The sequence below is a fragment of the Novosphingobium mangrovisedimenti genome, from assembly GCF_025153475.1.
GTDB classification, from domain to species: domain Bacteria; phylum Pseudomonadota; class Alphaproteobacteria; order Sphingomonadales; family Sphingomonadaceae; genus Novosphingobium; species Novosphingobium mangrovi_A.
Window position 1 is genome coordinate 144,609 of the sequence record NZ_JANZXA010000005.1, and the last position, 21,396, is coordinate 166,004.

Consider the following 21,396-nt stretch of genomic DNA (forward strand, 5'->3'; position numbering starts at 1 on the left):
GAACCGGCAATGGACCTTGTTGCGCGCCTGAAGCTTTCCGTCCCGTTGATTCAGGCCCCCATGGCGGGAACTTCCACGCCCGGCATGGCCGCCGCCGTCAGCAATGCCGGCGCGCTGGGCTCGATCGCCGTGGGCACGCTGACGCCGCAAGCCGCCGCGCGCGACATAGCGCAAGTGCGGGCCGCGACCGACCGGGCCTTCAACGTCAACCTTTTCGTCCACGCCCCGCCCGGGACCGACCCCGCGCGGGAAGCCGCGTGGCTCGATGCGCTGCGCCCGCTCTTCACCGCGTTCGGCGCGCAACCGCCCATCGCGCTCGAAACGATCTATCCAACATTCTCCGGAAACGCGGAAATGCTCTCGACGCTGGTGGATCTGGCCCCGCCGGTCATCAGTTTCCATTTCGGCCTGCCCGATGCCGGGGCCGTCGCCGCGCTCAAGAGCGCCGGATGCGTACTGCTGGCAACGGCGACCTCGCCCGATGAGGCTCTGCTGGCGAAAGAGGCCGGAATCGACGCACTGGTCGCCCAGGGCTGGGAAGCCGGCGGGCATCGCGGCATGTTCGATCCCACCGCCCCCGACGACCGCCTGGGCACAATGGCGCTGACGCGGTTGCTGGTATCGCGATCGGGAATGCCGGTCATCGCCGCCGGCGGCATCATGGACGGCCATGGAATTCGGGCCGCGCTCGACCTTGGCGCCATCGCGGCGCAACTCGGCACGGCCTTCGTGGCCTGCCCGGAAAGCAGCGCGGATGAGGCCTACCGCACCGCTCTTGCCGGAGTGGCCGCGCAACACACGACCATGCTCGACGCCATCTCGGGCCGCCCGGCCCGCTGCCTCGCCAATCGCTTCACCACCTTTGCCGATACTGCCAGCCTTCCGCCCGTTGCCGCCTATCCGCGTGCCTATCACGCTGGAAAGGCGCTCAACGCCGTGGCCAAGGCAGCCGGAGAAGGCGGTTTCGGGGCACAATGGGCAGGACAGGGTGCTCCCCTCTCCCGCCCCGTGCCTGCAGCAGATCTGGTAGCCCTGCTGGCGGAGGAACTGGCCGCTAGTCGCTGACCCGGGGGGCCACGTCGTCGGCCTTCCCGTCGGTCCGGTACTTGTCGAACCACGCAAGGATCGCCGAAGCCTTGGCCGCCGATTGCGACGGGCGCGCGGCGATGCCGCCATGGCTTGCATCGGGAACCTTGACCATCGCCGTCGGCACGCCGCGAATCTGCAGGGCCGCATAGTACTGCTCGGATTCGCTGTCGGGCGTGCGGTAGTCCTCGGACCCGACCACCACCAGTGTCGGCGTCTTGACGTTGCCGACAAGGCTGAGCGGCGAGCGCTTCCAGTATGCCATGGGGTCTTCCCAGGGCTTCTTGTCGAACCAGTAGCGCGAGGTGAACGGCGTCGCGTCCATGGTCAGCGCCTCGCTGATCCAGTTGATCACCGGCTTCTGCGTCGCCGCCGCCTTGAAGCGGTGGGTCTTGCCCACGATCCACGAAGTCAGCACGCCGCCACCGGAGCCACCGGTGACGAAGAGGTTCTCCGGGTCTGCCACACCATCGGCAATCGCGGCATCGACGGCGGCCATCAGGTCGTCATAGTCGGTGCCCGGATAGGCGCGGTCGATCAGGTTGGCGAATTCCTCACCATAGGACGTGCTGCCACGCGGATTGGTGTAGAGCACCGCATAGCCGTGTGCGGCATAGAGCTGATAGTCGGTCGAGAACGTCGGACCGTACGCGGCATTGGGACCACCATGGATCTCGAGGATGAGCGGCGCCTTCTGCCCCGGCTTGAGGCCCGGCGGCGTCACCAGCCAGGCGTCGATCGCCCGGCCGTCGGGCGCGGTGACGGGCAGCTTGCGCACCGGCGCCATGGCCTTGGCGCCAATCCACGTACCGTTGAGGTTAGTCAGCCGCTTTCCGCTGCTGCCGGCGCTGACCCACAGATCGGCCGGTTCGCTGGTCGTGCCTTCGGTATAGGCGATCCTGCCGCCGTTCGAGACGCTGAACGCGCCGCCCGTATAGGGCCGATCGAAGTGTGCGCCGGCAGTTAGCCCCTCGACCACGGTCTTCATCGAACCATCGAGAGCGACCCGCGCGACCCTGGTGCCTCCGCGATCGTCGTACCGGACATAGATGGCATTGTTGCCCGCCCATTCGAGCGCGTCGATCGAACGGTCGAGCTTCGCCGTCAGCAGCCGCGAGCCGCTGCCGTCCGCGTTCATCACATAGAGGTCGTTGTTCTCGTAAGAACGATTGACGTCGTCGAAGCCGACATAGGCGATGTGCTTGCCATCAGGCGAAAGGCGGGGCGCCGCATCCGGACCCTGGCGGCTGGTCAGCGCGGTGATCGCGCCGCTGGCCACGTCGACGTTGTAGACTTCCGAATTGTTGATGTCCCGTTCCCAGTCCGCGTGGCGATTGGCGCTGAAGACGATCCGTCGCCCATCCGGACTCCACGAGAGCGGGCCGCCATCATCGAAATTGCCGAACGTGACCTGCCGCGGCGCACCACCCTCGGCCGATACGACGAAGATGTGATCGAACCCCGCAGGGAGATAGCCAGCCCCGTCGAAGCGATAGGTCACGCGGTCGATGATCTGCAGCGGCTTCGCCCACTTGGCCCCCTCGGGGCGCCCCGCAGGCTGCGAACCCAACTTCATCGGCTCGCCCGGCACGCGCATGGTATAGGCAACCTGCTTGCCATCGGGCGACCACGCAAGGTTGCCGGGGCTGTCCGGCAGTTCGGTCACTTTCACTTTCGCACCGCTATCGAGCCACAGCACGTAGAGCTGCGGCGACCCCGTGCCGTCGCTCGACACATAGGCGAGGCGCTTGCCGTCCGGCGACCAGACCGGCGAGAAATGCGCGCCGGGCCCCGTGACCAGCGGGCGCTGCGCCCCGGATGCCACGTCGACCAGCCAGATGGACGGCACGATCTTGTCGGTCATGATGTCCGCGCTAGAACGGACATAGGCGATCTTCGATCCGTCGGGCGAAATCTCCGGATCGGTTGCGCCGTCTAGCTTGAACAGGTCGTCGGCCGTGAAGGCCCGCTCGGGACCGTCGGGCCTGGCGGCATCCTCGGCCGCGAGAACGCCCGGGACGGCCAGACATACGGAGCCGACGAAAGCGACGGCGGCAAAACGGGAAAGGTAAATCCTTGGCAAGGAATAAACTCCTGCAAATAGCGTGATGGCAGGTGTCTCGCCTGTTTTGGCTCCGAAATCCAGACCGGCAGGAAGCACCCGTCGATCTGCCTCATGCTTTCGTCGGACCGGCCTGGAAGCCAGAACGAACCAATTGCAAACGCGCGTTTCGTGCTAAGGAGCGGGCATGGAATCACCGCGCAGGCGTACATTCGAGGTCGAAGACGGCGGTTTCATCGCCCTCGTCATCTTCATAACCCTGGCCTTCGCCTACCTGCTGGCACCCTATTTCGGGGCCGTGCTGTGGGGCGTGGTCGCAGCCATCATGTTCCAGCCGATGACGGCGAAGCTGTCGGTCAGGCTGGGCGGGCACAGCAATCTGGCGACGTCGCTGGTGCTGCTCCTGCTGATAGCCGTCTTCGTCGTGCCGACGATCCTGCTGGGCATCAATCTCGTGAACGAGGCCACGGCGCTCTACGGGAAGCTCACCAGCGGACAGATCGACATCGGCGCGATGCTGCACGACCTGCAGTCCGCGCTGCCGCAAAGCGTGCGGCGCTTCATCACGCAGTATGGCCTGTCGGACCTGGAGAAGCTGCGCGCCGAGTTCGGTTCCAGCATCACCACCGGGCTGCAGGCCGTAGCCGGACGGCTGCTGTCAGTCGGCCAGGGCGCCCTCAGCTTCATGGCCGGTCTCGGCGTGATGCTCTACCTCAGCTTCTTCCTCCTGCGCGACGGCCAGCGTTACGGCGACCTCGTGCGCGAATCGCTCCCGCTGAACCGGGACACGCGCGATTCGCTGATCGACCATTTCCTGCTCGTGGTGCGGGCCACCATGCGCGGCACCGTGGTGGTCGCGGTGGTTCAGGGTGCAGTGGGCGGCATCCTGTTCTCGCTGCTGGGCATCGAGGGCGCATTGATCTGGGGTGTCCTGATGGGCTTCCTCTCGCTGCTGCCCGCCGTGGGCACCGGCTTCGTCTGGGTCCCTGTCGCGGTCTACCTGTTCGCCACGGGAGAGATGGGCAAGGCCGCGATCCTCGTGTTCTGCGGCGTGTTCATCATCGGCATGGTCGACAACGTGCTGCGCCCGATCCTGGTCGGCCGCGACACCCGGATGCCCGACTTCGTCGTCCTGATCTCCACGCTCTCCGGACTCGAACTGTTCGGCCTCAACGGCTTCATTATCGGCCCGGTCATTGCCGCGCTGTTCATGGCGGTGTGGAACCAGCAGCGCGAGCGCAAACTGGCAATGGCGGCGGAGATGGCGGCAGCGGATAGTTCGACGGAAGCCACCGAAGAGACCGCCGCGCATCCTTCCTGAGCTGCGGCCCACGGCAACTTGCGCTCCCTCGCGGCTGCTACGCTTGCCCTGCATGAGAGCAACGAAACGCCGCTAAGACTCCCATAAGAAACTGACAATACTAACTTTTTACCTTTTCAAAACGTCAAATTCCACCAATCGTGTATTCGCGTTAAGGAAAAAAGTTAGGCTCAAAACTACCATTGAATGCGAAATTCCCTGTCCAATCTTCGGAAAAACAGGGTCCCATGCCGTCAGCCGCGCTCGCATCCTCATTCAGGCCATTTGATCCCGGCCAGCCCTCGACGCCCGACCCGGTAGTCAGTGTCTCGTGGGGCAGCATTTTTCCGGTCCGTCTTGCCCGCAAACCGAAGGCCCAGGCCTGCGCCCATTGCCGCTTCTGGGATTCCTTCGACGAGCACGACCCCTCCGGCGCGGGGCTCTGCCGCCGTTTCGCCCTGGCCCCCACCTATGATGCATGGCCCATTACCGAAGCTGCAGACCGGTGCGGCGACTGGGCGCAGGCAGAGGCCCCTGCCCGGCAGGCCAACGCCTGAGCAAGGCGCGCACTGCCTGGAAGCGTCAGCCCGGCAGAATCATTTCTTGCTGAACGGGTTCTTCGGCGAGCGCAGCGTCAGCCGGATCGGCACGGCCTCGAAACCCAGTTCGCGACGGATGCCGTTGATGAGGTAGCGTTTGTAGCTTTCGGGCAGCAGGTCGAGCCGGGTGCCGAACAGCACGAAGCCCGGCGGGCGCGTCTTGGCCTGGGTGATGTAGCGCAGCTTGATCCGCTTGCCGCCCGGCGCCGGCGGCGGATTGGCGGACAGCGCATCGTCGAACCAGCGGTTGAGCCCGGAAGTCGGCACGCGCCGACTCCAGGCCTCGCGAATCGAGAAGGCAGCGGCGATCAGGTCGTCGAGCCCCTTGCCCGTGCGCGCGGAGACCGCCAGCAGCGGCACCCCGCGTACTTGCGCGAGTCCCTCGTCGAGCGCGGCGCGGATGCCATTGAACAGCTTGCTCGCGTCCTCGGCCACGTCCCACTTGTTGATCGCGATCATCAGCGCGCGGCCTTCCTCGAGCACCATCGAGGCGATCTTGAGGTCCTGATGCTCCAGCCCGCGCGTGGCATCGAGCAGCAGCACGACCACTTCGGCGAAGTCGATCGCATGGCGCGCATCGGCCACGGCCATGCGCTCCAGCTTCTCGGTAACCTGCGCCTTCTTGCGCATGCCCGCGGTGTCGATCAGACGCACCTGCCGCGTTTCGCCGGTCTTGGGATCGGTCCAGTTCCAGTCGACCGCGATCGAATCGCGGGTAATGCCCGCCTCGGGACCCGTGAGCAGCCGGTCCTCGCCGAGCAGCCTGTTGATCAGCGTGGACTTGCCCGCGTTAGGACGACCGACGATGGCGAGCTTGAGCACGGAAGTAGGATCGAACTCCCATTCCTCTTCGTTCTCGTCTTCCTCGCTGGGCTGGAGCGGTTCGAGATGCGGCAGCAATGCCTCGAACAGATCCGCCATGCCCTCGCCGTGTTCGGCGGAAATCGCCACAGGATCGCCAAGGCCGAGCGAGTAAGCTTCCAGCAACCCGCCTTCGCCCGCGCGGCCTTCTGCCTTGTTGGCCAGCACGATCACCGGCACCGGCGATGCGCGCAGCCACTGGGCAATCTCCTCGTCGAGCGGCGTCAGCCCGGCGCGCGCATCGACCACGAAGAGCGCGACATCGGCCGTTTCCAGCGAGGCCTCGGTCTGCATGCGCATGCGACCGGGCAGCGTTTCCGCTTCGTCGTCTTCCCAGCCGGCGGTATCGACGATCTGGAATTTCAGCCCCAGCAGCTCCGCATCGCCGAATCGGCGATCGCGCGTGACGCCGGGCTGGTCGTCGACCAGCGCCAGCTTCTTGCCGACGAGCCGGTTGAACAGCGTGGACTTGCCGACGTTGGGACGTCCGATAATGATGACTTGTGGGAGCATGATGGAAGCCGCTTGGGGATTTCCCGCGGGTTTGGCAAGCATTCGGCAATTGGCCGGCAATTTCTTGCCACTTTGTTAACCCTGATTTGCAGGAACCTACTAACGCTAATCGCCTATTTCTGGCGGCATGAAAGGTCTCAAAAACGCAATATTCCTAGGGGCTTGCGCGATAGCGATCTCGCCGGCCACCGCCAGTTCCGCGATCGACCGGATCATTTCGGGCGACGAGGGCACGAGCAGCCGCACGGTATCGGGCAGCAGCCAGACCTCCGGTCTCCTCCAGTGCGTCCCCTATGCCCGGCAGCTTTCGGGCATCCAGATCTATGGCGACGCGCATACCTGGTGGAAGCAGGCCAAGGGCCAATACGCGCGCGGCCATACCCCGCGGGTCGGCGCCGTCATGGCGATCCGCCCGCACGGCAATTCCCACCTCGGCCATGTCGCGACAGTCAGCAAGATCGTCGATTCACGCACGATCCTGCTCAGCCACGCCAACTGGTCCTACCCCGGCAAGATCGAGCGCAATGTCGCCGCGCTCGACGTCTCCCCGGAAAACGACTGGAGCGAGGTGCGCATCTGGTATGCTCCCAGCAACAACCTGGGCGTCTCTCACTGGCCGGTCGCGGGCTTCATCTACAATGCCAGGCCCGGCACCGTCCCTGATCTCGGCAGCGAACGCCTGGCTCAGGTCGCCGAACACAGCGAGGCGAAGTCGGGACGCAAGCGCCGCCATGGCGACCCGATCGGCGAGATCATCGCCGGGACATATTGAAGAACGGCAGCGCCGGAAGGAATTTTAGCCCTTGCTGGCGACCGGCGGGTTTTCGCCCAGATCCTCGTACCAGGCTTCGACCGGGCCGGTCAGCTTGATCGTCAGCGGATTGCCGCGACGATCAAGCGTCTTGCCCGCCTGTACGCGCACCCAGCCTTCGGAAATGCAGTATTCCTCGACATTGTTGCGCACGGTACCCTTGAAGCGGATACCGATGCCCCGCTGCAGCTTTTCGGCATCGAAATGCGGGCTGCGCGGATTGATCGCGAGGTGATCGGGCGGCACGTCGGGGCCGGCCTGCTCGGGCGTGCTGGTCTCATCGGTCATGAGGCCGCCTTTAGAGTCAGAACGGCGCTTGTCAATTCAACGCTTGTCAACTTGCCCCGAGTTGTCTAGGGGCGCGCTTCCGCAACTGGTAGCGGGCGCGTAGCTCAGCGGTAGAGCACACCCTTCACACGGGTGGGGTCACAGGTTCAATCCCTGTCGCGCCCACCATCCTTCGGATGGCTCCATTTTCCCGATAGCATTTGCCAATCGTACGTTGACCGTGGTCAATGCGACCATGGCGCTGCAGGGCGCATTGCCGAAGCGTCAATGACCGGGAGACAGGGAATGTTCAAAGTCAATGTCGGCAGCGTCGACCGCGCGCTGCGCATCATCGTCGGCCTCGTGCTTTTCGCGCTCGTGTTCGTCGGCCCAAAGACCCCGTGGGGTCTGATCGGCGTGATACCGCTGGTAACCGGCCTGCTTCGCAGCTGCCCGCTCTACAGCATGTTCGGCATCACGACCTGCAAGGCACCGTAAGCGCCGCCAGTCCGCGAAGAAGGCGATATACCGCAACTCGGCGCTGGCCCTCGGCGCCGTATCGGCGGGTGCCTGCGGATTGCGGAAAGCGCCGTGCAGGCACCCGAACGGTGCTGCGGGACACTATCCCAAGCCTTGAGCATCAGGGCATCCTCGGGCGTCAGGTGCAAAAACCAGTTCCAGCGTTGCGCCGGATTGAAGGCGGTGGTCACGTAGCCCCCCTCGATCCTTGCGAAGAGTCTCGCCCAATAACCACAAAAACCACAAGCGAGCCGTCTTGCGGCTGCCACGCCGAGGCGGCATAGGCGCTGGACCATGCATGACATCCGCCAGATCCGCGAAAACCCGGCCGCCTTCGATGCCGGTCTCGCCCGCCGCGGGGTAGAACCCGCCGCCGAAGCCATCCTCGCGCTCGACGAGCAGCGCCGCTCCGTCGCCACGCGCATGCAGGAGAGCCAGAACCGCCGCAACGAGGCCTCCAAGGCGATCGGCAAGGCCATGGGCCAGGGCGACAAGGACACCGCCGAGGCGCTCAAGGCCGAAGTCGCCCAGCTCAAGGAAACACTCCCCGCGCTCGAAGCCGAGGAAAAGGACCTTTCCGCAAAGCTGCAGGACGAACTGGCGCGCCTGCCGAACATCCCGGTCGATGAAGTCCCGGACGGCGAGGACGAGACGCAGAATGTCGAAGTGGCGAAGTGGGGCACTCCGCGCGACTTCGCGTTCGAGGCAAAGGAACACGCCGATATCGGCCCTGCGCTCGGCCTCGATTTCGAGACCGGCGCGCTGCTGTCGGGCGCGCGCTTCACCTTCCTGAAGGGGCAGATGGCACGCCTGCACCGGGCGCTCGCACAGTTCATGCTCGATACGCAGACCGCGACCAACGGCTACATGGAATGCAACGTCCCGCTGCTGGTGCGCGACGATGCCGCGTTCGGCACCGGCCAGCTTCCCAAGTTCGCCGAGGACCTGTTCCAGACGACGGACGGGCGCTGGCTGATCCCCACCGCCGAAGTCAGCCTGACCAATGCGGTGCGCGAACAGATCCTCGATCCCGAGACGCTGCCGCTTCGCATGACTGCCCTCACCCCCTGCTTCCGCTCCGAGGCCGGCGCGGCGGGGCGCGATACGCGCGGGTTTATTCGCCAGCACCAGTTCGAGAAGGTCGAACTCGTCACCGTCTGCAAGCCGGAAGAGAGCCAGGCCGAGCACGAACGCATGGTCGCGGCCGCCGAAGGCATTCTGCAGGCACTGGACCTGCCCTATCGCAAGGTGCTGCTCTGTGCCGGAGACATGGGCGCCACCGCGCGTAAGACCTTCGATCTCGAAGTCTGGCTGCCGGGACAAAGCGCCTACCGCGAGATCAGCTCGATCTCGAACTGCGGCGACTTCCAGGCCCGCCGCATGAACGCGCGCTTCAAGCCGGAAGGCTCGAAGAAGACCGAGTTCGTGCACACGCTCAACGGTTCAGGGCTAGCGGTCGGCCGCACGCTGGTGGCGGTGCTGGAGAACTACCAGCAGGAAGACGGCTCGGTGCTCGTGCCCGAGGCGCTCAAGCCGTGGATGGGCGGGATCGAAAAGCTCGTCCCCGCATCATAACGCCCCGCTCATCCTGAGCTTGTCGAAGGATGATGGTACAGCGCTCGCGTCCTTCGGCAGGCTCAGGACGAGCGGACATGGGAAAAACCGAACATGCGCATCCTTCTCACCAACGACGACGGCATCAACGCACCGGGCCTCTATGTCCTTGAAAAGATCGCCGCGCAGCTTTCGGACGACATCTGGATCTGCGCGCCGAGCGAGGAGCAGTCGGGCGCGGGCCATTCGCTGACCCTTACCCGGCCCGTGCGCATGCGCCAGCACGCCGAGCGGCGCTTTTCGGTATCGGGCACTCCCACCGATTCGGTGACGATGGCACTCAAGAAGATCCTGCCCGCCCCGCCCGACCTGATCCTGTCGGGCGTCAACCGCGGCGCCAACATGGGCGATGACGTGACATATTCGGGCACCGTTTCCGCAGCCTTCGAAGGCGCCCTCGCCGGCATCCGTGCCGTCGCGCTCAGCCAGGTCTATGCCAGGGAGGGCGTCGGCAACGCGGTGGATTTCTCGGCGGCGGAAGCCTGGGGCGCCAAAGTGCTGAAGCCTCTGCTGGACATGCCCTTCGCGCCGCGCACGCTCATCAACGTCAACTTCCCTCCGGTCGCTGCCGGTGAGGTCAAGGGCGTTCGCGTCGCCCGACAAGGCTTTCACGATTATGCGCGCGGGTCGGTTGTGGAAGGGACGGACCCCCGCGGTTTCCCGTATTACTGGTTCGGGCTACATGGGATAGAGCACACGGCCGGTAGTAATACGGATCTCGAAGCGATTGCAGGAGGCTATGTTTCAGTGACGCCATTGCAGATCGATCTGACCCATGAAGGGTCGCTTGACCAGCTGACGGACCTCTATCGGGCATGAAGCACGCGCCGCTGCTAACCTGCGCCGCCCTTGTACTGGCCGCCCCGACGATGGCCGTGCCGGCTCTTGCGGCCGCTGCGAACGACGAGACGGCCCATGTCGTCGAACAGGGCGAAACACTGAACGGCATCGCCAACCGCGCGGGCGTTTCGGCCGAGGCGATCGCCAGGGCCAACGGCCTTGAGCCGCCGTACGTCGTCAGGATCGGCCAGAAGCTCGCCATCCCCCGGGCGCGTGCCGCGACAAGGCAGAGCGCGCCGGCCGCAACCGGCTTCCACGTGGTCGAGCAGGGCGAAACGCTGGGCGGCATCGCGCGCCGCGCCGGCGTATCCGCCGCCGCGCTGGCCAAGGCCAATGGCCTTGAAGCGCCGTATATCGTCAGGATCGGGCAGAAGCTGCAGATTCCGGGCACCGCGCCGGTTCGCACTGCCTCGCGCGCGATCGAAACGCGCCAGCCCTCTACCCCCGCCACCGCCACGGCGCCGGATCAGGAAACCGTGCACGTCGTTGCGGCAGGAGAAACGCTGGGCGGCATCGCCGCGCGCGCCAAGGTCCCTCGCGTGCTGATTGCCGAGGCCAACGGCCTTGAGCCGCCCTTCATCGTCAAGGTCGGTCAGAAGCTCCAGATTCCGCGCACGCGCCACTACGCAGTCGCATCCGGCGACACCGCCTTTTCGATTTCGATGAAGTACGGCGTTCCCTGGGAACAGATCGCGCTGGCAAACGGCATGCAACCCGATGCGCCGGTGCAGGCCGGACAGGACCTGCTGATCCCGACGCTGCTTAATCCCCCGCCCACGGGTGTTTCCAAGCTGGACCCGGCGCCGCTGTCCAGCGCGGCAGCCAGCCCGGCCCCGGTAAAACAACCGCGTTTCGGCTGGCCCGTGAACGGTCCGGTCCGGCGCGGCTATGCGACCGGCAGCGACTATCACGACGGGCTGGACATCAAGGCCGCCAAGGGCACCATGGTCCGCGCCGCCGCCGCCGGCACGGTCAAGTTCGCGGGCAAGGAAAAGGAACAGTTCGGCAATCTGGTCGTCATCGACCATGGCGACGGCTGGTTCACCGCCTACGGCTTTCTCAGCCGCATCACCGTGAAGGAAGGCGCCAGGGTCGCTGCGGGCGAGCGCATCGGCCTTGTCGGCAGCACCGGTCTTGCCAAGGGCGATGAGCTGCATTTCGAAGTGCGCCAGAACGGCAAGCCCGTCGATCCGCTGGACGAGCTGCCCAAGGCTCCCTAGGCCCTAGCAGATGTCGAGAAAGCGGACCCCGTCTGCGCTGTTCAAGCCGCTGCGCCGCGCGCTGGCCGTACCTGTCTGGGCCGATGTCACCTTGCGGCTCGGTGCAGCGCTCGGGCTGGTTCTCGTGGTCGTCATGGTCCACTGGCTGGACCGCGACGGACTTAAGGACACGCACGACGGCGTCATCAGCTTTCTCGACGTCGTCTATTTCACGATGATCTCGATCACCACGACCGGCTTCGGCGACATCGCCCCGGTCAGCGACAAGTCGCGGTTGATCGAGGCGGTGATCGTCACGCCGATCCGCCTCGCGGTGATCTACATCTTCGTCGGCACCGCGTACAATTTCATCATCAAACGCAGCTGGGAGACCTGGCGAATGAAACGCATCCAGGAACGCCTTGCAGGCCATATCGTCGTGCTCGGCTACGGCGTCAGCGGCTCGGAATCCGTGGCGGAACTGATCGCGCGCGGGACCGATCCGTCGAACATCGTGGTCATCGATCCCAGCCCGCAGCGGCTGACCATGGCGGAACAGGCGGGCTGCAACGTCATGGAAGGCGACGCCACGCGCGACGAGACGCTGGAGGCCGTGCGCATCGGCGCGGCGCGTACCGTGCTGGTTTCGGCCGGACGCGACGATACCACGATCCTGATCATCCTCACCGCCCGTCACGTGGCACCGGACGTTCCGATCACGGCCGTCGTGCGCGCCGACGACAACGAGCCGCTCGCCCGGCAGGCCGGCGCGAACAATGTCATCAATCCGGTGCGCTTCACCGGCCTCCTGCTGGCGGGTTCGGCCGAGGGCCGGCACATTTCCGACTATCTCTCCGACCTTGCCTCGGTCACCGGCAGGGTCCAGCTGGTCGAACGGCCCGTTGCCCTGTCGGAAATCGGCCAGCCGCTCGAGAAAATCGGATCGGGCAAGGGATTGCGGATCTATCGCAACGAGCGCGCCATCGGCTTCTGGGAAGCGGAAGCCATGTCGCTGGAAGCCGGCGACGTGATCGTGGAGATCACCGCGACGCCGCCGTCAGCCTAAAACCCAGAACACCAGCCCCATGGCGAGATAGGCGACGAGCCAGAAGGCGCAGTCGACCACGCGGCGCATCGGCTCGACGCGATCGCGCAAGTGCGTCAGCCAGACGGCCGGGACGACGAAGGCAAGGGCGATACCGCCGGTCTGCATGAAGTAGAGCCACGGCTTGGCCGACAGGGTCTCGGCGCCGATGCGCGCGAAATTGTGTCCCAGCATCACCGAGCTTATCAGGAACACGAAACCGACCAGCATGTAATTGCCGCCGCTTTCGGCATTGCCCTGCAGCAACTGGCGCCCGGTCCGGAACAGCGGCCCGTTCCACACGAGCCCTACGGCCAGCGCAAGCGCCGCAGCCAGAAACACCGCCAGCCAGTTTACGGGACCCATCGCGCCTTCCTTCCTCGATATTCGTTCGATTCCGCCGGCTTACGAGCCTCCGACGCGAACAGACGTGCCACATGCCCCTGCTCCGGTCCATCCGGTTGCGTGCAAATTCCGCCAGCCCCCTGCCCGAAGGCACTGAGCGGCCGGCAGCGACAAGTTCCACGACGAAGGCACCCTCTTCGCGTTTTTCGTGACTCCGTGGCTCTTTCAGCGTATCGGGCGCGCCATCCCATGGCCACAGAAATTCCCTCCCCGCCCAAGGTCGGCATGGTCAGCCTCGGCTGCCCCAAGGCTCTAGTCGACTCCGAACGCATCCTCACCCGCCTGCGCGCGGACGGTTACAGCATGAGCCCCGACTATGCCGGGGCCGATGTCGTGCTCGTCAACACCTGCGGTTTCCTCGATTCCGCCAAGGAAGAAAGCCTCGCCGCGATCGGCGAAGCCATCGCCGAGAACGGCCGCGTGATCGTGACCGGCTGCATGGGCAATGAAGCCGACGCGATCCGCGCCAGGTTCCCCGATGTGCTCGCCGTCACCGGCGCGCATCAGTACGAGGCGGTGGTCGAGGCCGTCCACGATGCCGCGCCGCCCGAGCTAAGCCCTTACGTCGACCTCATCCCGCAGGCCTACGACGAGGCCGGCGTGAAGCTGACGCCGCGCCATTACAGCTATCTGAAGATCTCGGAAGGCTGCAACCACGCCTGCTCGTTCTGCATCATCCCCTCCCTGCGCGGAAAGCTGGCCAGCCGGCGTATCGACGCGGTGCTGCGCGAGGCGGAAAAGCTGGTGCAGGCCGGCACGCGCGAGCTGCTGGTGATCAGCCAGGACACTTCGGCCTACGGCGTCGACGTCCGCCACGAGGAGCGCATGTGGAAGGGCCATCCGGTCCGTACCCACATGACCGACCTCGCCCGCGAACTCGGCCAGTTGACCGACGCGCAAGGGCGCAGGCCCTGGGTGCGACTGCATTATGTCTATCCCTATCCGCACGTCGACGCGGTGATCCCGCTGATGGCGGAGGGGATCGTCACGCCCTATCTCGACATTCCCTTCCAGCACGCCGCGCCTTCGGTGCTCAAGGCGATGAAGCGCCCGGCCAACGAGGCCAAGGTGCTCGAACGCCTGCGCTCCTGGCGCGAGATCTGCCCGGACATCGCCATCCGCTCCAGCTTCGTCGTCGGCTTCCCTGGCGAGACAGAGGCGGACTTCCAATACCTGCTCGACTGGCTCGATGAAGCCCAGCTCGACCGCGTCGGCGCCTTCCGTTTCGAACCTGTCAAGGGTGCGGCGGCCAACGACCTGCCCGACGCCGTGCCCGAAGAGGTCAAGGAAGAGCGCTACGCCCGGATCATGGAAAAGACCGCCGCGATCAGCGCCGCCAAGCTGGCTGCCAAGGTGGGCCGGACACTGCCGGTCATCATCGATGAAATCGGCGAGCCGGACGAAGACGGTGACGTCGGCGCGACCGGCCGCTCGCAGGCCGATGCCCCCGAGATCGACGGAAACGTGTTCCTGCGCGACGTCCCGGATGACCTGCAAGTAGGTGATATCATTGACGTTCTCATCGAAGATGCGGACGAGCACGATCTTTTTGGCGCCCCCGCCGCCGGCTAGGATCTATCGGATCAGCGATATGAAGTTGCAAATCATGCAACAGCTGCAAAGGTTTTCGCATTTGCGGAGAGCACGCCGGAAGCCCATACAGGTTGGGCCTTTCAGGCATCCTCTCCCAAAAACTTTCATAGGGCTGATCTTCGGATCGGCCCTTTTTTTTGGGGCCGACGATCGCCCCTTCGGCCGGACGCGAAGCGGGGATCAGCAGTTGCAATACATGCAACACACCTAAACCTTTTCGCATTTGCAGCATAGGGCGGCGTGGAGCATAAGGATCAGGCCTTTCAGGCATCCTCTCCCAAAACTTCCATGGGCTGGTCTCCGGACCGGCCCTTTCTTTTTGGGCGATTTGTCGCGACAGTTCGGGACCGAACCTCTGGCCCCGGCGGCGCATTTGTCCTAGCCAGTCGCCATGGTCAGTCCCTCGCGAATCTACACTGCCGCCCTCGTCGTAATCGGCGACGAAATCCTTTCGGGCCGCACCCACGACAAGAACATCGCCCAGGTCGCCACCTGGTTGCAGGTTCAGGGCATCCGCCTGCGCGAAGTGCGCGTGGTGGCGGACGAGACGGCCGCGATCGTCGAGGCCGTGAACACTCTGCGCGCGCGCAACGACTACCTCTTCACCACCGGCGGCATCGGCCCCACCCACGACGACATCACCGTCGATGCGATAGCCGAGGCGCTGGGCGTTCCGGTGATCGTCCATCCCGAAGCCTGCGCCATTCTGGAAGGCTATTATGAAACGCGCGGCGGCATGAGCGACGCGCGCCTGCGCATGGCCCGCACCCCTGAGGGCGCAAGCCTGATTCCCAACCGCTACACCGGCGCTCCCGGCATTCGCGCGGGCAACGTGTTCATCATGGCGGGCGTGCCCAGCATCACCGCGGGCATGCTCGATGCGTTGTCCGGCCAGCTCGAAGGCGGCGCGCCGCTGCTTTCGGAAACCGTCGGCTGCTGGGTAGGCGAAAGCGAAGTGGCGGATCTGCTGCGCGAGACCGAAAAGACCTTCGAGACCTGCCAGATCGGCTCCTACCCGTTCTGGGCCGAGGGCCGTACCGGCGCGAACTTCGTGATCCGCTCGGTCGACGCCAACGACCTTGCCGCTTGCACGCGGGCTCTGGTGCGCGGGCTCGAAGCGCTGGACAAGCCGGCGATTGCGGGGGGAATTTGACTTGCTCCTGCCGATCGTCGTGATGGCCAGCTCCATGACGGATCCGTCCGCCCAACCGACCCTCGACGCCTTCGAGGCCGTGCTGCGCCGCCACGACAGCGCGACGCTGGCCCTCGAGGAATGGTGCGCCGCGCGCGGCGTGGCCGATCCCGCGCGGATCACGGCGCACAGCGCCGGCGAGCCCGGCGCGGAACCGCCGGGCGGCGTGCGCAGGCAGCTCGGCCTGGAGCCCGACGAGCCCCTTGCGATGCGCAACGTCAGGCTGGCCTGCGGGCAGACCGTTCTCTCGGTCGCGTGGAACTGGTACGTCCCCTCACGGCTGACAGTCGGGATGAACGAGATGCTGCGCGACAGCGACGTGCCGTTTGGCAAGGTCGTCGCACCGCTCCGCTTTCGTCGCCAGCAGCTGGAGGTGGTGCGCGGCCAAGCCGAGAACTGCCCCGAGGGCACGATCTCGACGCACCGCGCGATGCTGCTGCTGCCCGACGGGCGGCCGCTCGCCTACCTCATCGAGTGCTATACTGCCGCGAATCTGGCCGGCAGCCGCTGAGCGCCGCCGCCGGCTCGGTCCGGATCAGGCCGCGACAGCCTCGGTCCCGGCAATAGAGGTGCGGTGCATCATGCGGCCGGTCGACTTGTCGTAGGGAACCGCCCGGTGCATCGCGCCGGTGTTGTCCCAGATCACGAAGTCGCCCTTCTTCCACTTGTGGCGCAGCGAATAGGCGGGCTGCGCGGCCCATTCGGCCAGACGCACCAGCATCGCCCGGCCCGCCGGGATGTCCATGCCGACGATGTGGTCGGCCGTCGTGCCGATCACCATAGACTTGCGCCCGTCCTCGTGCCTCCAGACCAGCGGGTGTTCCTTGATGAGGCCAATGCCCAGCACGCGCTCGCGGTGCTTTTCGGGGATGGCATCAGCAATCGGCGAGAGGCTGGCCTTGACCGAATGCTCCGCCTTGAGCCCTTCCAGCGCCTGCTTTTCCTCCTCGGGAAGCCCCTCGTATGCGGCGTAGGTGCTGGCGAACTCGGTCTCGCCGCCCTTGTCCGGCGCGATACGGCAGGACAGCAGCGTAGCGAACGGCGGCGGCATGTCCACCGTGATGCCGTCCATGTGCCAGAAGAACGTGCCCAGCACGTATTCGGGCTGCGGGTTGATCTTCTCGTCGAGCGTGACCTGATAGACGTCCTCGTCGTTGCTCTGGACGTTGGTGGTATTGGTCAGGCGAACCTTGGGGCCGATCGCGTTGGTGATCGCGAGCTGCTCCTCGTCGGTGAGATCCACTTCCGGGAACACCAGCACCGTGCGCTCCGCCACCTTCTCGCGAATCGCCTTGGCGGCTTCTGGCGTGAAGATGTCTGCCCGGTCGTCCCACGAGACCCGAGAACCGATGAACTCCTTAATATTTTCAAAGTGAATAGCCATGACGGCCGCTACTCCCAAGCGTTATGCTGAACATGTGTACAGCACGTTAGTACATGGGAATCGTTCGCAGGTAAATGGCTTGCTTCAGGCCTGCAGAGGGGGCACGGCGGCCGGCAGGCCGCCTTTGGCCGCAACCTTGAGGTATCGCTGGAAAGTCGCGCACTCGAAATGCGAGGGCGCCGGACAGGCCGCCGCGTGCCGCAAGGCATCGCGCATGGCCGACAGGCGGCGGATCGTCTGGTCCAGATCGTCCGCCTTGGCCAGCAGCGCATCGCGATCGATCGTCGGCGCGTCGTCGGGCGGAAGCATCGCGGCCAGTTCGTCGAGCGAGAACCCGCCCGCCTGCCCAAGACGGATCAGCGCCAGCCGCTGCAGCACGACCGGCTCAAACAGACGCCGTATCCCTCGGCGCCCGACCGAGGCGATCAGCCCCTTGTCCTCATAGTAGCGCAACGCCGAAGCCTTCACGCCCGATCGCCTGGCCACTTCCGAAATATCGAGCAGTTTCACATCTTGACCTCAAGTTGACTTGAACTGGCAGAGTGCCCTGCACACCGATTCCCGACAAGGACAAACCAATGACCACGACCATGAACAACCCTGCCGGAACGAGCCCGGGCTCGGACTGGAACGCCGAGACGGCCACGCACTGGATCGCCGCACAATCCGCGATGGAAGCGATGCTGCGGCCCTTTTCTCAGGTCCTCTGCGCCTATCTGGAGGACATTGCCGAAGGGCACGTGCTCGACGTGGGCTGCGGAACCGGCGCCACCACCTTCGACATCCAGAACCAGCTGAAACCGGGCGGGCAGTGCACCGGCATCGACATCTCCGAAGCCATGACCGCAGTCGCGCGCGAGCGCGCGGCACGCGAAGGATCACGCGCCCGCTTCATCTGCGCCGACGCGCAGGGGCATGATTTCGGCCATGCGCGCTTCGATGCCGTCGTATCCCGGTTCGGCGTGATGTTCTTCAACGATCCCGTCGCCGCCTTCGCCAACCTGCGCGGCGCCTGCGCCGACGGCGCCCCGCTTCACATGGTCACCTGGCGGTCGCCCGCAGAGAACCCGTTCATGACCCTCGCACGCGACACGGCCCTGCCCCTGCTGCCTGCCCCGATCGCCCGACAGGACAAGCCCACGGGCCAGTTCGCCTTTGCAGACCCCGCCCACGTGACCGATAACCTCGCCCATGCGGGATGGTCCGACATCGCGATCGAGACATGCGACGCTGCCTGCGTTTTCCCTGTCGGGGCCCTGAAGGCCTATGCCGCGCGAATGGGGCCGATCGGGAGGCTGATGCCCCTGCTCGATTCCGCGCTGCAGGAAAGGGTCACGGCCGCCGTGCTCGACGCCTACCACCCCTATGTGCATGGCGACGAGGTACGCTTCAACGCGGCCTGCTGGGTCATATCGGCGCGGAGTTGATGCCCGGCGCGCGGCCCGCCTGCCCCCCGGTACTCCTTGAACCACCTGCTTCCACGCCCATCCGGGGCGTTGGCGAAGTTCCAAAAGAAAAGGCCGGGAGGTTTCCCTCCCGGCCTTTTCTTTATTCATGCGGTCCTGAAGAGGATCAGGCGCCGGCGATTTCGGTCGTGTCGATCTTGAGGCCGGGGCCCATCGACGAAGACAGCGCGATCTTCTTGACGTACTTGCCCTTGGCGCCCGAGGGCTTGGCCTTGACGATCGCATCGACGAAAGCGTCGAAGTTGGTCATCAGGTCGGTGTCCGAGAACGACATCTTGCCGATACCGGCGTGGATGATGCCCTGCTTCTCGACGCGGAACTCGATCTGGCCGCCCTTGGCGTCCTTCACGGCCTGTTCCACGTTCGGGGTGACGGTACCCAGCTTCGGGTTCGGCATCAGGCCCTTGGGACCCAGCAGCTTACCGAGGCGACCGACGACGCCCATCATGTCGGGCGTGGCGATGACGCGGTCGTAATCGAGGTTGCCGGCCTGCATGTCTTCCATGAGGTCCTCGGCACCCACCTTGTCGGCACCGGCGGCGAGAGCGGCCTCGGCCTTGTCGCCCTTGGCGAACACGGCGACGCGAACGGTCTTGCCGGTGCCGGCCGGGAGCGAAACCATGCCGCGAACCATCTGGTCGGCGTGACGCGGGTCGACGCCCAGGTTCATCGCGACTTCGACGGTCTCGTCGAACTTGGTGGTCTTGAGCTCGCGCAGAAGGGCTAGAGCTTCACCCACGGGGTAGAGCTGCTGGTTGTCGCCCAGCTTTTCCGCGAGGGTCTTCTGCTTCTTGGTCAGCTTTGCCATGTGATCAGCCCTCCGTCACTTCCAGGCCCATCGCACGGGCCGAACCTTCGATGATCTTGGTCGCGGCCTCGATATCGTTGGCGTTGAGATCCTTCATCTTCATCTCGGCGATCTCGGAAAGCTTCGAGCGCGCGATCTTGCCGGCGGAAATCTTGCCGGGCTCCTTCGAGCCGGACTTGAGGTTGGCGGCCTTCTTGATGAGGAAGGAAGCGGGCGGCGTCTTGGTGACGAACGTGAAGCTGCGATCCGCGTAGACCGTGATGATGGTCGGGATCGGCATGCCCTTTTCCATCTCCTGCGTGGCGGCATTGAACGCCTTGCAGAATTCCATGATGTTCACGCCGCGCTGACCCAGAGCCGGACCGATCGGCGGCGAGGGGTTGGCAGCGCCGGCGGGCACCTGCAGCTTGATATAGCCTTCAATTTTCTTGGCCATGAGAGGCCTCCTTTCACACTGTCGCTTCCGCCGAAGCAGAAGCTCATGTTAAGCGGTCAAGCAGGGACAAAAGCCCCCTCCCGCGCGAGAATCGGTCCTGTCATCGAATCTGAAGACCGGTCCGAAGGGCGCGCCCCTAACCGAATTCGGAAGAAAAGGGAAGAGCCCCCTGCCCAGGTCAGGCAGGATGGACCTTGCGGGCACGGGCCACCTGCTCATGGCGCTCCCACGAGGCGCGAATCACCCGGCGTGCCGGCACCTCGACAATGCGGTAGCACAAGTCCGACACGATCAGCACCGCCAGCGCGAACAGGACCGTCACGCTCCAGAGCGTGCCCGCCGCCCCCTCGAACGGCGACCACCAGTTCTCGACCAGCAGCAGCATGGGGTAATGGACAAGGTAGATCGCATAGCTGCGATCCCCCAGCCAGCGCATCGGCGCACTGCCCATCCACGGCGCGCGCAGCGCCAGCAACAGCAGCGCCGGCCAAGCGTAGAGGCACAACGGCAACAGCGGGCTCATCCGCCCCATGTCAAGCGCGAGGCCGAACGCGAGAATGCACGCGAGCACGGCGGTCGGCGCCTGCGCGAGCCGCTCGCGCAGGCACCAGAGCGTCTGGCCGAGAAAGAACCCCAGCAGCGCGCGCGGCAAGCCATCGCCGACCCAGGGCCCGCCCGGTCGCCCCTGCACTACGAAATGCAGGAGCGCGCCGCCGATGGCGATCATCGTTACCCAGCGCAGCGTCCGCCTGCCGCCCGTGGCCCCCAAGGCGAACAGCACGTAGCAGACCACTTCCACCGAGATCGACCAGCTCGGCCCGTTGAAGGTATGCGCGACCGGCTGGACGAAAGCCTGTAGCATCAGCAGGTGCGCGACGAAGGCAAGGCCGGTATTGGCGGGATCGGCAAAGAAGAACGCCGCGCAGAACAGCAGCGTCAGCAGGTGCAGCGGATAGAGGCGAGCCACACGCGCCGCTGCAAACGCACCGAGCCCTTCGCGCGTCAGGCCGCGCCGCTTGCCATCCCCCTGAAGATAGACATGCGCGAAGATGTAACCGGAGATCAGGAAGAACAGGTCGACGAGTGTCCAGCCCCAGGTCTGGAACCAGCCCAGCAGGCGTGGCTCGCCATCCAGTGTAGCAGGGGCAAACAGAGCCTGCGGATGATAGAGAAAGGCAACGCCGCAGGCCGCCAGACCACGCAGCCCGTCAAGCCGTGTCAGGCGAGAAACCGTCTCCAACCTGGCAGGCTTGCTATCCATTCTCGTCCCCAACATGATGGGGACGAGTAGCCAATCAGGGTAATTTTCCGGTTAACCCGCGCCCTGCAAGCAAGAAAATGCCGGGCGCGGATGCCA

Annotated in this window: 22 protein-coding genes and 1 tRNA gene; 14 read left to right on the forward strand and 9 right to left on the reverse strand. The window is 65.2% G+C overall.

Annotation, left to right across the window (positions count from 1 at the left end):
• The first annotated feature begins 9 nt into the window (after positions 1-9).
• Complete coding sequence (locus tag NZK81_RS09295; protein ID WP_260045848.1) at positions 10-1,065, forward strand: NAD(P)H-dependent flavin oxidoreductase; 1,056 nt, start codon at positions 10-12, stop codon at positions 1,063-1,065.
• Here the strand turns inward: NZK81_RS09295 and NZK81_RS09300 are convergent.
• Positions 1,055-3,169 carry a prolyl oligopeptidase family serine peptidase gene (locus NZK81_RS09300; RefSeq protein ID WP_419181668.1) on the reverse strand — a complete coding sequence of 705 codons (2,115 nt, stop codon included), beginning with the start codon at positions 3,167-3,169 and terminating at the stop codon, positions 1,055-1,057. The two genes, NZK81_RS09295 and NZK81_RS09300, sit on opposite strands and share 11 nt — an antisense overlap.
• Before the next feature lie 166 nt (positions 3,170-3,335).
• On the opposite strand from NZK81_RS09300, the gene NZK81_RS09305 reads away from it, so the two are divergent.
• Both NZK81_RS09305 and NZK81_RS09310 read left to right on the forward strand, forming a co-directional pair.
• A complete protein-coding gene (locus tag NZK81_RS09305; RefSeq protein ID WP_260045849.1) occupies positions 3,336-4,469 on the forward strand; it encodes an AI-2E family transporter in 1,134 nt (377 codons plus the stop codon).
• A 227-nt stretch (positions 4,470-4,696) separates the two neighbouring features.
• Complete coding sequence (locus tag NZK81_RS09310) at positions 4,697-5,005, forward strand: hypothetical protein (protein WP_260045850.1); 309 nt, start codon at positions 4,697-4,699, stop codon at positions 5,003-5,005.
• A 39-nt stretch (positions 5,006-5,044) separates the two neighbouring features.
• Here the strand turns inward: NZK81_RS09310 and der are convergent, their stop codons facing one another.
• Positions 5,045-6,421 (reverse strand): ribosome biogenesis GTPase Der, encoded by a 1,377-nt coding sequence (gene der, locus NZK81_RS09315; RefSeq protein ID WP_260045851.1) that lies wholly within the window; start codon positions 6,419-6,421, stop codon positions 5,045-5,047.
• A gap of 127 nt (positions 6,422-6,548) precedes the next feature.
• Between der and NZK81_RS09320 the strand changes: the two genes are divergently transcribed.
• A complete protein-coding gene (locus NZK81_RS09320; RefSeq protein WP_260045852.1) occupies positions 6,549-7,193 on the forward strand; it encodes a CHAP domain-containing protein in 645 nt (214 codons plus the stop codon).
• A gap of 24 nt (positions 7,194-7,217) precedes the next feature.
• Here the strand turns inward: NZK81_RS09320 and NZK81_RS09325 are convergent, their stop codons facing one another.
• Positions 7,218-7,520 (reverse strand): DUF3297 family protein, encoded by a 303-nt coding sequence (locus tag NZK81_RS09325; protein WP_260045853.1) that lies wholly within the window; start codon positions 7,518-7,520, stop codon positions 7,218-7,220.
• A 93-nt stretch (positions 7,521-7,613) separates the two neighbouring features.
• Between NZK81_RS09325 and NZK81_RS09330 the strand changes: the two genes are divergently transcribed.
• The 6 genes from NZK81_RS09330 (at position 7,614) to NZK81_RS09355 (ending at position 12,737) form a co-directional block, all read left to right on the forward strand.
• A tRNA-Val gene (locus NZK81_RS09330) sits at positions 7,614-7,688 on the forward strand.
• 117 nt (positions 7,689-7,805) lie between these two features.
• On the forward strand, positions 7,806-7,997 hold the full coding sequence (locus tag NZK81_RS09335) for a YgaP family membrane protein (RefSeq protein WP_260045854.1): 192 nt from the start codon (positions 7,806-7,808) through the stop codon (positions 7,995-7,997).
• 315 nt (positions 7,998-8,312) lie between these two features.
• Complete coding sequence (serS, locus tag NZK81_RS09340; protein ID WP_260045855.1) at positions 8,313-9,593, forward strand: serine--tRNA ligase; 1,281 nt, start codon at positions 8,313-8,315, stop codon at positions 9,591-9,593.
• A gap of 93 nt (positions 9,594-9,686) precedes the next feature.
• A complete protein-coding gene (gene surE / locus NZK81_RS09345; RefSeq protein ID WP_260045856.1) occupies positions 9,687-10,451 on the forward strand; it encodes a 5'/3'-nucleotidase SurE in 765 nt (254 codons plus the stop codon).
• Complete coding sequence (locus NZK81_RS09350) at positions 10,448-11,692, forward strand: LysM peptidoglycan-binding domain-containing protein (protein ID WP_260045857.1); 1,245 nt, start codon at positions 10,448-10,450, stop codon at positions 11,690-11,692. The genes surE and NZK81_RS09350 overlap by 4 nt, the downstream gene beginning before the upstream one ends.
• Before the next feature lie 10 nt (positions 11,693-11,702).
• Positions 11,703-12,737, forward strand: a complete 1,035-nt coding sequence (locus NZK81_RS09355) for a potassium channel family protein (RefSeq protein WP_260045858.1) — start codon at positions 11,703-11,705, stop codon at positions 12,735-12,737.
• Here NZK81_RS09355 and NZK81_RS09360 read toward each other — a convergent pair.
• Positions 12,729-13,121 carry a DUF1761 domain-containing protein gene (locus NZK81_RS09360; protein ID WP_260045859.1) on the reverse strand — a complete coding sequence of 131 codons (393 nt, stop codon included), beginning with the start codon at positions 13,119-13,121 and terminating at the stop codon, positions 12,729-12,731. The two genes, NZK81_RS09355 and NZK81_RS09360, sit on opposite strands and share 9 nt — an antisense overlap.
• A 228-nt stretch (positions 13,122-13,349) precedes the next feature.
• On the opposite strand from NZK81_RS09360, the gene rimO reads away from it, so the two are divergent.
• The 3 genes from rimO (at position 13,350) to NZK81_RS09375 (ending at position 16,456) form a co-directional block, all read left to right on the forward strand.
• A complete protein-coding gene (rimO, locus tag NZK81_RS09365; protein ID WP_260045860.1) occupies positions 13,350-14,732 on the forward strand; it encodes a 30S ribosomal protein S12 methylthiotransferase RimO in 1,383 nt (460 codons plus the stop codon).
• A 412-nt stretch (positions 14,733-15,144) separates the two neighbouring features.
• Positions 15,145-15,906 carry a competence/damage-inducible protein A gene (locus tag NZK81_RS09370; RefSeq protein WP_260045861.1) on the forward strand — a complete coding sequence of 254 codons (762 nt, stop codon included), beginning with the start codon at positions 15,145-15,147 and terminating at the stop codon, positions 15,904-15,906.
• Positions 15,890-16,456, forward strand: coding sequence for a hypothetical protein (locus tag NZK81_RS09375; protein ID WP_260045862.1), 567 nt, complete (start codon positions 15,890-15,892; stop codon positions 16,454-16,456). Before NZK81_RS09370 ends, NZK81_RS09375 begins: the two co-directional genes overlap by 17 nt.
• Positions 16,457-16,480: 24 nt before the next feature.
• Here NZK81_RS09375 and NZK81_RS09380 read toward each other — a convergent pair whose 3' ends face one another.
• Together NZK81_RS09380 and NZK81_RS09385 are read right to left on the reverse strand one after the other, a co-directional pair.
• Positions 16,481-17,329, reverse strand: a complete 849-nt coding sequence (locus NZK81_RS09380; RefSeq protein ID WP_260045863.1) for a TauD/TfdA dioxygenase family protein — start codon at positions 17,327-17,329, stop codon at positions 16,481-16,483.
• 84 nt (positions 17,330-17,413) lie between these two features.
• Complete coding sequence (locus NZK81_RS09385; protein WP_260045864.1) at positions 17,414-17,839, reverse strand: helix-turn-helix domain-containing protein; 426 nt, start codon at positions 17,837-17,839, stop codon at positions 17,414-17,416.
• A 68-nt stretch (positions 17,840-17,907) separates the two neighbouring features.
• On the opposite strand from NZK81_RS09385, the gene NZK81_RS09390 reads away from it, so the two are divergent.
• Positions 17,908-18,756, forward strand: a complete 849-nt coding sequence (locus tag NZK81_RS09390; protein WP_260045865.1) for a class I SAM-dependent methyltransferase — start codon at positions 17,908-17,910, stop codon at positions 18,754-18,756.
• Positions 18,757-18,901: 145 nt separating this feature from the next.
• Here the strand turns inward: NZK81_RS09390 and rplA are convergent, their stop codons facing one another.
• From rplA to NZK81_RS09405, 3 genes are all read right to left on the reverse strand, one after another.
• Entirely contained in the window at positions 18,902-19,603 is a 702-nt protein-coding gene (gene rplA, locus NZK81_RS09395; protein WP_260045866.1) for a 50S ribosomal protein L1, read from the reverse strand.
• Positions 19,604-19,607: 4 nt separating this feature from the next.
• On the reverse strand, positions 19,608-20,039 hold the full coding sequence (rplK, locus tag NZK81_RS09400; RefSeq protein WP_260045867.1) for a 50S ribosomal protein L11: 432 nt from the start codon (positions 20,037-20,039) through the stop codon (positions 19,608-19,610).
• Between the two features lie 178 nt (positions 20,040-20,217).
• Entirely contained in the window at positions 20,218-21,300 is a 1,083-nt protein-coding gene (locus NZK81_RS09405) for an acyltransferase family protein (RefSeq protein ID WP_260045868.1), read from the reverse strand.
• Between the last annotated feature and the right edge of the window lie 96 nt (positions 21,301-21,396).

Bases quoted from the DNA above. Each gene is read 5' to 3' on its own strand.
- NZK81_RS09295 (WP_260045848.1), top strand. From the start codon at position 10: ATGGACCTTGTTGCGCGCCTGAAGCTTTCCGTCCCGTTGATTCAGGCC.
- NZK81_RS09305 (WP_260045849.1), top strand. From the start codon at position 3,336: ATGGAATCACCGCGCAGGCGTACATTCGAGGTCGAAGACGGCGGTTTC.
- NZK81_RS09310 (WP_260045850.1), top strand. From the start codon at position 4,697: ATGCCGTCAGCCGCGCTCGCATCCTCATTCAGGCCATTTGATCCCGGC.
- der (WP_260045851.1), bottom strand. From the start codon at position 6,421: ATGCTCCCACAAGTCATCATTATCGGACGTCCCAACGTCGGCAAGTCC.
- NZK81_RS09320 (WP_260045852.1), top strand. From the start codon at position 6,549: ATGAAAGGTCTCAAAAACGCAATATTCCTAGGGGCTTGCGCGATAGCG.
- NZK81_RS09325 (WP_260045853.1), bottom strand. From the start codon at position 7,520: ATGACCGATGAGACCAGCACGCCCGAGCAGGCCGGCCCCGACGTGCCG.
- NZK81_RS09335 (WP_260045854.1), top strand. From the start codon at position 7,806: ATGTTCAAAGTCAATGTCGGCAGCGTCGACCGCGCGCTGCGCATCATC.
- serS (WP_260045855.1), top strand. From the start codon at position 8,313: ATGCATGACATCCGCCAGATCCGCGAAAACCCGGCCGCCTTCGATGCC.
- surE (WP_260045856.1), top strand. From the start codon at position 9,687: ATGCGCATCCTTCTCACCAACGACGACGGCATCAACGCACCGGGCCTC.
- NZK81_RS09350 (WP_260045857.1), top strand. From the start codon at position 10,448: ATGAAGCACGCGCCGCTGCTAACCTGCGCCGCCCTTGTACTGGCCGCC.
- NZK81_RS09355 (WP_260045858.1), top strand. From the start codon at position 11,703: ATGTCGAGAAAGCGGACCCCGTCTGCGCTGTTCAAGCCGCTGCGCCGC.
- NZK81_RS09360 (WP_260045859.1), bottom strand. From the start codon at position 13,121: ATGGGTCCCGTAAACTGGCTGGCGGTGTTTCTGGCTGCGGCGCTTGCG.
- rimO (WP_260045860.1), top strand. From the start codon at position 13,350: ATGGCCACAGAAATTCCCTCCCCGCCCAAGGTCGGCATGGTCAGCCTC.
- NZK81_RS09370 (WP_260045861.1), top strand. From the start codon at position 15,145: ATGGTCAGTCCCTCGCGAATCTACACTGCCGCCCTCGTCGTAATCGGC.
- NZK81_RS09380 (WP_260045863.1), bottom strand. From the start codon at position 17,329: ATGGCTATTCACTTTGAAAATATTAAGGAGTTCATCGGTTCTCGGGTC.
- NZK81_RS09390 (WP_260045865.1), top strand. From the start codon at position 17,908: ATGACCACGACCATGAACAACCCTGCCGGAACGAGCCCGGGCTCGGAC.
- rplA (WP_260045866.1), bottom strand. From the start codon at position 19,603: ATGGCAAAGCTGACCAAGAAGCAGAAGACCCTCGCGGAAAAGCTGGGC.
- rplK (WP_260045867.1), bottom strand. From the start codon at position 20,039: ATGGCCAAGAAAATTGAAGGCTATATCAAGCTGCAGGTGCCCGCCGGC.
- NZK81_RS09405 (WP_260045868.1), bottom strand. From the start codon at position 21,300: ATGGATAGCAAGCCTGCCAGGTTGGAGACGGTTTCTCGCCTGACACGG.